The 9,457-nt window shown below is 66.8% G+C and carries 10 protein-coding genes; 1 reads left to right on the top strand and 9 read right to left on the bottom strand.

Going from position 1 to position 9,457, the window contains the following annotated elements; genetic code table 11:
• Positions 1-40: 40 nt before the first annotated feature.
• The 9 genes from AB0873_RS30945 to AB0873_RS30905 all read right to left on the bottom strand — a co-directional run bounded on the left by AB0873_RS30945 (position 41) and on the right by AB0873_RS30905 (position 8,678).
• Complete coding sequence (locus tag AB0873_RS30945) at positions 41-730, bottom strand: MmgE/PrpD family protein (protein WP_366604209.1); 690 nt, start codon at positions 728-730, stop codon at positions 41-43.
• Positions 727-2,151, bottom strand: coding sequence for an alanine racemase (locus tag AB0873_RS30940; protein WP_366604207.1), 1,425 nt, complete (start codon positions 2,149-2,151; stop codon positions 727-729). The genes AB0873_RS30945 and AB0873_RS30940 overlap by 4 nt, the downstream gene beginning before the upstream one ends.
• A gap of 174 nt (positions 2,152-2,325) precedes the next feature.
• Positions 2,326-3,816, bottom strand: coding sequence for a CoA-acylating methylmalonate-semialdehyde dehydrogenase (locus AB0873_RS30935; protein WP_366604205.1), 1,491 nt, complete (start codon positions 3,814-3,816; stop codon positions 2,326-2,328).
• 242 nt (positions 3,817-4,058) lie between these two features.
• Entirely contained in the window at positions 4,059-4,541 is a 483-nt protein-coding gene (locus tag AB0873_RS30930) for a flavin reductase family protein (protein ID WP_366604204.1), read from the bottom strand.
• A gap of 101 nt (positions 4,542-4,642) precedes the next feature.
• Positions 4,643-4,999, bottom strand: coding sequence for a cupin domain-containing protein (locus AB0873_RS30925; RefSeq protein ID WP_366604203.1), 357 nt, complete (start codon positions 4,997-4,999; stop codon positions 4,643-4,645).
• 44 nt (positions 5,000-5,043) lie between these two features.
• Positions 5,044-6,498 carry a 4-hydroxyphenylacetate 3-hydroxylase N-terminal domain-containing protein gene (locus tag AB0873_RS30920; protein WP_366604201.1) on the bottom strand — a complete coding sequence of 485 codons (1,455 nt, stop codon included), beginning with the start codon at positions 6,496-6,498 and terminating at the stop codon, positions 5,044-5,046.
• Entirely contained in the window at positions 6,498-7,184 is a 687-nt protein-coding gene (locus AB0873_RS30915) for a DUF2848 family protein (protein WP_366604200.1), read from the bottom strand. Before AB0873_RS30915 ends, AB0873_RS30920 begins: the two co-directional genes overlap by 1 nt.
• Before the next feature lie 25 nt (positions 7,185-7,209).
• Entirely contained in the window at positions 7,210-8,028 is an 819-nt protein-coding gene (locus tag AB0873_RS30910; protein WP_366604198.1) for a carbon-nitrogen family hydrolase, read from the bottom strand.
• On the bottom strand, positions 8,001-8,678 hold the full coding sequence (locus AB0873_RS30905; RefSeq protein WP_366604196.1) for a GntR family transcriptional regulator: 678 nt from the start codon (positions 8,676-8,678) through the stop codon (positions 8,001-8,003). The genes AB0873_RS30910 and AB0873_RS30905 overlap by 28 nt, the downstream gene beginning before the upstream one ends.
• A 441-nt stretch (positions 8,679-9,119) precedes the next feature.
• On the opposite strand from AB0873_RS30905, the gene AB0873_RS30900 reads away from it, so the two are divergent.
• Positions 9,120-9,457 (top strand): helix-turn-helix domain-containing protein (locus AB0873_RS30900; RefSeq protein ID WP_366604194.1); only part of this gene is annotated, 338 nt, incomplete at its 3' end.

Raw genomic sequence — 9,457 nt, 5'->3', positions numbered from 1 at the left:
GCATCCAGTACCGCCCCGACCTACTCGACGGGTTCCTCGCTCACACCGGCCTGACCCTCGAACCCGACACAACCTGACCATTCAAGATCTGTAGCCCCAGCTGCACCGCCCAGTCGTCGGACCCGTCGAGGAAGGTACGGGTCAGGCCGGCGGAGAGGTTGGCGGACAGCGCGATCGCGTCGGCGGTCTCACGGGCGGTCAAGCCCGCCGTCAGGGCCGCTGCGGTCGCTGACCCGATCGTGCCGAAGGTGGTCGAGGCACGGAGGCCCCGTGCCAGCACGCCGTTGACGAACGTCTCGCCGATCAGGGCGGCGGTTTCCCAGCCGGCGACGATCGCCGCGACAAGTTCCGACCCCGTCGCTCGCCGTTCTTCTGCTATCGCCATCGCCGCTGGGATGATGGCGGCTCCCAGGTGGGCCTGCGAGGCGTAATGGGTGGAGTCCAGCGCGTGTGCGTGCATCCGGATGCCGCCCAGGAAGGCGGCTTCCGCGGCGTTGTGACGTGAGCCGGTGCCGAGCACGGTCGCGACGTCGTCCGGAAGGGCGGTGGTCGTGCCGGTGAAGGCTTCCGCCTTGTGGAGTACGGGTCCGGTGGCGACCGCGGCGCAGGTGAGATCGTTCAGGATTGCGCACTTCGCGGCGTCGAGCTCCTCCGGGGGAAGCGTTTCCTCGAAGATGCGTACGGCTCGCTCGACCAGCTTTGCTAGACGGGGCCCGTCGGCTTCGCTCACTCGCGGGTTCCGCCCGCCGGTTCGACGTCGGCCAGGTAATCGGCGGCGATGTCGTGTGGGGTCCGCCTGCGTCGGATGAGCCTCGTCGAATGCTCGTCCACCAGGACGGTGGGCGGCAGCGGAAGGGCGCAGTACTCGGTGGATACGGCATCGCAGTAGGCGCCTTGGTCGAGCAGCGCGATCAGGTCGCCGCGGGTGAGTTCCGGCATGGTCAGCGGTGGGGTTACCTCGTCGGGTGCGCAGGTGGCGCCGGCGACGTGCACGCGTCCGGTGCAGGGTTGTGACATTCTGGTTGCCGCTATCGCTGGGTGGTAGACGTCGGCCATCAGCCGGCGCACGAAGTGGTAGGCCGAGGTGTCCTCGAGGAATACCCAGTCCCGCACCTCACCTCTTACCGGTATCGACTTGCGAACGCCCACCCGCGCCGTGAAGACGCCGGCGTTGGAGACCAGGTAGCCGCCTGGCTCGACCCAGATCTGCGCGGCGGGCAGTCCACGTTCGGCGAGCAGGCGTCCGGTGTAGCCGGCGGTCGCATCCGCTCCGGCGTCGATCTCGGGGAGGCTCCGCACCGCGCCTGGGCCGTAGCCAGTGTCGGTTTTCACACGGAAGCCGCCCCCGTAGTTGAAGACCTCGATCGACACCCCATACCCGCGGTACAGCTTGTCGGCGACAGCGACGAGCTGCTCGACGACGCGGCGTCGACGCTGCAGGTCTAGCTCCGCGTTGTAGGTGGAGTCGTAGGCGGTGAAGCCGAGATGATGATGCAGTCCGACGAGCCGTATGCCGGGGGTTCGGGCGATGAGATCTGCGGCGTGCAGGGCGTCTTGGTCGCTCATGCCGAACTTCGTCTCGAGTTCCGAGTCGAACATGCCCCGGTCGTCGTGATGGCGTGACAGGTCAGTGGTCAACCGCAGCGCGATCCTGACCTCGGAGTCACGGGGCAGCGGCGTGGCGATTGTCTGGTTAAGTTCGTCGATGGAATCGACGTTGATCATGGCGACGTCGGCGTCTATCGCCCATCGCAGATATTCCGCGGACTTGCAGTTGCCGTTCACCACGATCCGCCTGGCGGGTACGCCCGCACGTTCAGCGAGCACCGCATGTCCCAAGCTGGCCACATCAACCATTGCACCCTCCTGCACGACTAGCGCGGATATGGCGGGAGCGGGGTTTGCCTTGCTCGCGTATACGATCCGACTAGCCGGAGTGACCGCTTGGAATGCTTCGGTGATGGTCCGCAGGTTGTGTCGGATAGTATCGGCGGACATGATCCACAGGGGTGCACCGTACTGGCGTACGAGGTCGGTGAGTGAATGCCCGTCGATGGTTAGGGTGTCGGCGTCACTGACGCCCAGCCCCACGTCATGCGGTCGAATCCTCGCGGTTCCGACGTCGGTAGTGTCGGTCATGATCGGTTCCATTCCCGGATGCTTGGGCGCTCTCGACCCTAGATCAGTGACAGCGTGAGCGCGGTCAGCTTGTTCCGCACGTAGTGTCAGGTGGCCGTGTCTGGTGGTTGTTCGTTAGGTGCGGCGGGATGCGTGGCGCTGCCGCCGTGTTGGCTGTCACCGTGCACCCTTTTTGTGCTGGATCGTCTACGTGTTCTGCGGGAAGCCGAGGTTCACGCCTCGATCGGCGGGATCGAGCCATCTGCTGGTGACCACCTTGGCCCTGGTGTAGAAGTGCACGCCGTGCGGGCCGTACGCGTGCGAGTCACCGAACAGCGAGTCCTTCCAACCACCGAACGAGTAGTAGGAAACCGGAACCGGAATCGGCACGTTGACCCCGACCATGCCGACCTCGACCTCGTTCTGGTATCGCCGCGCGGCGCCGCCGTCGCTGGTGAAGATGGCCGTTCCGTTGCCGTACGGGTTGGTGTTCACCAGGTCCACCGCCGCGTCGTAGCTGGGCACCCGAACGACCGACAGGACCGGGCCAAAGATCTCGTCGGTGTAGATGGACATGTCCGCGCCGACGTGGTCGAACAGCGTCGGCCCGAGCCAGAAGCCGGCGTGATCACCGTCGACCGGATGACCGCGCCCGTCGACCACCAGTTTCGCGCCCGCGGACCGGCCGGCGTCCAGGTACGCCCGCACCTTGTCGCGGTGCGCACCGGTGACCAGCGGTCCCATCACGCAACCAGGGCGACGACCGTCGCCGACCCGCAGTCCGGCGATCCGCTCGCTGATCTTGTTGACCAGTTCGTCACCGACCGGGTCGACCGCCACCACGACGGAGATGGCCATGCAGCGCTCACCGGCCGAGCCGAAGCCGGCCGAGACGGCGGCGTCCGCAGCGAGGTCGAGATCGGCGTCGGGTAGCACGACCATGTGGTTCTTCGCGCCGCCGAGCGCCTGCACCCGCTTACCGTTGCGGGTGCCCGTTTCGTATACGTACCGGGCGACCGGAGTGGAGCCGACGAACGAGATCGCCCTGACCGACCGGTGCTCGAGGAGCCGGTCGACCGCCTCCTTGTCGCCATGTACGACATTGAGCACCCCATCGGGTAGCCCGGCGTCGGCAAAGAGCTCGGCGAGGAAGTTCGCCGCGGACGGGTCCTTCTCGCTCGGCTTGAGGACCACCGTGTTGCCGCACGCGATGGCGTTGGGCACGAACCACAGCGGCACCATGGCCGGGAAGTTGAACGGGGAGATCACCCCGACCACGCCGAGCGGCTGCTGGATCGAGTACACGTCCACCTTGGTGGACGCGTTCTCGCTGAACCCACCCTTGAGCAGTTGCGGGATACCGCAGGCGAACTCGACCGACTCCAGCGCGCGCTGGATCTCCCCCGCCGCGTCGGAGAGCACCTTGCCGTGTTCGGCGGTGATGAATTCGGCCAGCTCAGTCCTGCGCTTGTGGAGCAACTCCCGGAAGGCGAACATCACGTTCGCGCGCTGGGCCAGGGAGGCGTGGCGCCAGCGGGTGAACGCCTCGGCGGCGGCGGCGACCGCCTCATCGACGTCCGCCGCGCTCGCGAAGTCGACCCGCCCGGTCACCTGGCCGGTGGCCGGGTCGTAGACGTCACCAGTGCGCTGCGCGAGGCCGGTCCAGGCCTTGCCACCGATCCAATGGGTGATCCTCACGCCGGCCTGCCTTTCGTTCGCGACTGCGGGGCTCGCAAACCCGGCTCTGCTCGCATTCCGGCGCGGCCGCGTCCCACGCGAGCCGCCCCGGAACGCTCGCTCCTCGCGGTCACGCTGCCACCGCCTCGATCGATTGGGTGAGGATGCCGAGGGCCTCCTCCGCCTCGCCCTCGTTCGGCACCACGGACCGGTGTCGATGCAGCAGCTCACGATGCGTCATCATGTCCTCCCTATTGGTCGAGTTAGCAGTACCAGAAATCGGCGGTCTGACCCCGGTCGGTGAGGTCGCCGTACCTGCCGCCGTAGAAGAGCAGGGGTGCCCCTTCGCGCTCGTGAACGTCCTCCACGAGTCCGAACACGACAATGTGGTCGCCGCCGTTGACGACCTTGTCGACGCGGCACACCGCGTGGGCGAGGGCACCGGGGATGAGCGGTACCCCCGTCGGGTGCGACGGCAGGTCCAGCCCGTCGAAGTGGTTCTCGCCCCGCCGCGCGAAGGTGTTCGAGACCTGCTCCTGGCGGGCGCCGAGGATGTTCACCGCGAACCGGCCGGACGCCTGTACACACTCGGCGGTGCGGGCACCACGGTTGAAGCAGACCAGCAGCAGCGGCGGGTCCAGCGAGACGGAGGTGAGCGAGTTGACCGTCATGCCGTGCGGAACTCCGCCCATGCGGGTGGTGATCACGGCGACGCCGGTGGCGAAGCGGCCCATGGCACGTCGCATCGCGACAGGATTCGGAGTGGTCATGAGATTCATCATCAGCCGCCGTTCCGGTCTGGCCGTCGCGTCGGCGGTTGAAGCAGCCGCCGGCGCGACAGGGTCGATCAGGTATCAGAGGCAGTGCGGTAGCGGGCCTCGAAGGTGATGCACCCGTCGGGAGCCACCCATGGTCCGTGGGCCATGCCTGGCGGTCGGCAGGCGTACATGCCGGCGGTGAAGGTTTGGTCCAGGGTCAAATCGGTGAACGATCCCTCCAGGATGTAGACCTCCTCCCAGAAGTCGTGGACCTGCACGCCGTTTGGGGTGGTGTCTGTGCCGGGTTCGAAGCGCAGCATTCGGGTCGCGACACCGGCAGGCTCGTCCGCGGCGAGGATGCGTTCGGTGAGGCCGGCGACCTTGCCAGCACAGGGGGTCCACTCGATGTCGGTGACGTCGAAGAACTCCCGTTCGGGCTTGGGCATGGGGTGGTTGCTCCCTCGGATCAGGTTTGCCGCCGTCGACTGGGTCAGGCCGCGGACTCGATGCTGTAGCTGGACAGGAACGACTCGACCACGGCGAGCGGCTCTGTGTAGTCGTAGCCGCGGAATGCGTAGCCCTTCGCGACGAAGGGGGCGCCCGCGTAGAACATCTCGTACTGGTGGTGGCGGCCGGCGAACTCAGAGCCGACGATGTCCCAGGCGAGCTTGAACAGCTTGATGCGCTCTTGGCTGGGAGTGCCTGGCGACTGGACGTAGCGGTCCATATCGGCGCGGGTCTGTGGGTTGGTCAGCTCCTTGAAGCTGGAGGGGACCTGCAGGACACCGCCGCCGACAAGTTCGCGGATGATGTGCAGCACCCGGGGGTATAGCTCGGCCTGCTGCCCCATCGCGCCGTAGACATAACGGGCGGCTGGGCGGCACACTCCGCGTTCGTCGACTGTGCTGGCATACTCGGCGGCCAGCACCGCGCCCTCCAGCAGGGCGGCCATGGAGGCGAGTTCCCCGAGGCTTTCCTGTACCTGCGGGAACCGGTCGATCCCGTTGACCTGGGTTATCTTGCGAGCTACCCCGAGCAGGAACTTGAGTTTGGTGACAAGCCGTATCTGGGCCTGGCTGTTGCCGAGTACATGCGCACCGGTGTCGAAGAACTGCGCCCGCAGGCCGGCCACGTCCCGGTCGACGAACACGCGCTCCCACGGGACGAAAACGTCGTCGAACACGAGCAGCGCATCGGACTCGTCAAAGCGGGTCGACAGAGGGTAGTCGAACGTGCTCGGCTGCCCGGGGGCGTAGGGGCGGCGGCAATAAAACTTCAGGCCCGGCGTCGCAACCGGCAGTACGAAGGTGACTGCGAAGTCCTTGTCGTCGGCGGCCAGCGGCTTGATGCAGCTGACCAGAACCTCGTCGGACACGGTCGCCCCGGTGCCCAGCATCTGCGAGCCGCGCACGACGATGCCGTCCTCGCGCTCCTCGACAACTCCCACCTGCACGAAGTCGCCTTCCCACCCGTGCGCAGTGGTGGCGCGGGAGTACTGCGGCGGAATGATCGCGTATGAGACGTAGAGGCTTTCCGCAAGCAGGCGCCGATAGAACGCTGTCACGTTAGCGCTGAAGTCACGCTGCTCGCGGGTGAAGACCTTGGGCGCGGCAGCGAACGCCGCCAGGAACGCGCCCACATGATCGGGGCTGCGCCCCACGAACCCGTGCGTCAGCTCGGCCCACGCGGTGATGGCCTCCCGCCTCGCCGCGAGGTCATCGCGGCTGCATGGAATCATGAAGACCCTGTTGGCTTCCCGGCCTGTCTGCGGCGCCGTGTAGATCATCCCGTTGGCCGGGTCGGCGGCGTAGTCGTACAGGGCGGCGATGGTCCTCGTGATACCCGTGAAGGCAGGGTGGCTGGCGACGTCCCGCACCCGCTCGCCGTCGATGTAGATCTCTCGGTCGTCCTTGAGGGCGGCCAGATATTCGGGTCCGGTACGCATCAGCTGCTCCTCCGCTTCACGTCGTAGCTGTGGCTCAGCGACGTGCCATCGGGCAGCCGCAATTCGAGCTCATATGTCGTGCCGAAGACGAACGTCCCAGCCAGTAACGGCAGGGTTCCGCAGAACATCAGCGCCTCCCCCGCCAGCGGCTGCCCCCCGACCGCGCGCAGCTTGTCGAGCAGCGTGCCGGGTGGCAGCATCGCCGCAAGCCGGCCGCGTTGGTAGATCTCACCGTCTAGCCGGCACACCATCTCAATGTCATCCCACACGGCCGTAGCCCGCTCGACCGGAACCACGTGGTCACCTACTGGCTTCGCAGCGGACGCCTTGGACTCAGCAATGTCGCGCTTCTCCACCTCGCGGTCGGTGTGGTCGCTGCCCACTGCGAGATAGAGACGGCCACCGGTGCTGATGAGGACCGGCTCGACCTCGCCTGAGGTCTCCGCACCCTCGACCACAATCACGGTTTCGGTTGTCGCTAGGCCGACGGGCACGTCGTAGAACATCGGAACCCGCGGCGGCGGTGCGACGCCGAGGTGGGCCAGCTCGTCGATATGTGCCTGCACGGCAGCCCGGTCACTCGCGGTGTAACCGGCGATGACCAGCCGACGCGGGCTCAGCGAGAGCCGCTCGCTCGAGCCAACGACGGTGAAGGCCAGAGCTCTCGTACGCGCGGATACCGGCACGGGGAAACGTCCTTTCAGAATCAGATCAGTCGAAGGCGAAGGGGACGGCGAGCTTGCGATCCTCGAGCACCGGAAACTCTGCGCGGGTGTCGACGACCGCCTGCAGGTCGACGACCGCGTAGAGGATCTGCTCGTCGGCGCCGGCTTCGGCGACAACCTGTCCCCACGGGTCGACGATGACGCTGTGCCCGCCGAGTACGACATCTCCCTGGATACCAGCGGCGTTACAGGCGAGCACGTAGACCTGGTTCTCGACGGCGCGGGCACGGGTGAACAGCTGCCAGTGCGCCAACCGGGCGGCCGGCCACGCCGCAGGCACTATGACGAGTTGCGCGCCTCGGTCGACGAGGACTCGATACAGCTCGGGGAACCGAAGGTCGTAGCAGGTCGTCATGCCGATCCGCCCCAGCGCGGTGGCGCAGACGTCGGCACGGTCCCCCGCGCTGAGTAACGTGGCCTCAAGAGACTCGTAGCCGAACACGTGCATCTTCCGGTAGTCCAGCAACACCCCGCCGTCAGGACCGACCAGCAACGCCGTGTTGTAGAGCCGCCCGGCCGCTTCCCGCTCAAGGATGCTGCCAGCCTGCACATGGCACCCGAGCCGGCGCGCCCACCCCGAGATCTCGCTCAACAGCGGCCCGTCAAGCGTCTCAGCCAGCTCGTCGTACCGGTCGAACGCGAAATATCCGGGCGCCCACAGCTCGGGCAACACGACCAGGTCGACGTCGTCGAGTGTGTCGAGCATCGCGCCGACCCGGCCGACCCGCTCCACGACCGGCTCCTCGATCGGGCTGGCGAGCTGAATCAAGGCGATCTTCATGACGGGTTGGCCCTGACCTGCCACGGCGGCAGCGCGACGCCGTGGGCCGGATAGCGAAGGGCGGCGAGGGTGTTGTCGAGATGTGTTTTCACCGCAGCCACGGCCCCACCGGCGTCGAGCGACCGCAGCGCGTCCATGATCGCGGTGTGCTCGTCAATCACCTTCTGGCCCCGGCCGGGATCGGCGGTCACGGCCCGCAGACCCATCCGGATCTGCCGGTCGCGAAGCGTCTCGTAGAAGTCGGCGAGCACCCGGTTACCCGCTGTCTGCACAATCGCCCGATGGAAGCGGCGGTCCGCCTCGATGAAGGCGCGAGGGTCGCTTACCTCAAGCAGCTCCGCCTGCTCCTCCAGCAAGGCCTGCAAATGCGGCACAACGAGGTGCGGGGAAGCGGCTACCTGGGCGGCCGCCCACTGCTCGACCAGAAGCCGCGCCTGCATCGTGGCTTCGACGTCGGCATCGGACACCGGCGGTACGAAGGCGCCCTTCTTGGGCATGATTTGCAGCAGCCCTTCGGCCTCCAGCCGCAGCAGCGCCTCACGAACTGGGGTGCGACTCACGCCGGACTCGGCAGCAACCTCGGCCTCAGTCAGAAACACACCCTCGTGCCGCGGCAGAGACGCGATCCGATCCTTGAGCCACCGGTATGTGGTGTCTTGCGCGCTCGTCGTCACAAGCCACACTCCTCCCATACGCCTGCCGTGTAACTGCTAGGCAATATGTATACAACAGCACCCCGCCCTTGGGGAAGTGGTTGCTTGGCGCTACCTCCGTAGCCCCGCAGGCCCGGCACATGGTTGGCGGACGATCCGCGAGCTGGTCAGGGGGAATACCCCGGGTACTGCTGTTGGGGTTGTACTTCCGACTGTCCGTTCCCCCGGCAGCAGGTCATCAGAAGGCGTCGGCTTCACCGTGGACGCGGTTGCCCAGGCCGTCGAGGCGGCTCCTCCGGTCGCGGTACTCGGCAGCTGTCAGCCGCGCTTCCTTGGCTCCGCACCCGGCCGCTGAGCTTGGGATCTGGATCTAGTGCCGCGTCAGAGAACCTTTGCCCTGTCACGGCGTGACGCGCCGCGGGGATGCTGGCCCGGATGGCGCGGTGTCGCCAGGCTGTCCGGGTGGCAGAGCGAGTACGGGTGCGCGAGGTCGATGACGACGAGGGCCAGCGGCTGCGGCGGATCGTCCGTAGAGGTACTGGTTCGGTGGTGACGTGGCGGCGTGCGCAGATGGTGTTGCTGTCCGCGCAGGGCATGTCGGTGGGGAAGATCGCCGAGGTGACGTTCACCAGCGCGGATCGGGTCCGGGATGTGATCCACAATTTCAACGCCGACGGCTTCGACTCGCTCTACCCGAAGTACAAAGGCGGCCGGCCGAGAACGTTCACCCTGCCCGAACGCCGGGAGATCAAGAAGATCGCCAAGTCCAAGCCGCCCGAGCATGGGTTGCCGTTCTCGAC

Origin of the sequence: Micromonospora sp. NPDC047707 (genome assembly GCF_040704235.1) — a bacterium.
Classification (GTDB): domain Bacteria; phylum Actinomycetota; class Actinomycetes; order Mycobacteriales; family Micromonosporaceae; genus Micromonospora.
This window is presented reverse-complemented; position numbering and strand designations above follow the sequence as displayed.

Coding starts and splice junctions, on each gene's coding strand:
- AB0873_RS30930 (WP_366604204.1), bottom strand. CDS start 4,541: ATGCGACGTGCCATGGGCCGCTTCGCCACCGGCGTCGCCGTGATCACC.
- AB0873_RS30940 (WP_366604207.1), bottom strand. CDS start 2,151: ATGGAACCGATCATGACCGACACTACCGACGTCGGAACCGCGAGGATT.
- AB0873_RS30920 (WP_366604201.1), bottom strand. CDS start 6,498: ATGCGTACCGGACCCGAATATCTGGCCGCCCTCAAGGACGACCGAGAG.
- AB0873_RS30925 (WP_366604203.1), bottom strand. CDS start 4,999: ATGCCCAAGCCCGAACGGGAGTTCTTCGACGTCACCGACATCGAGTGG.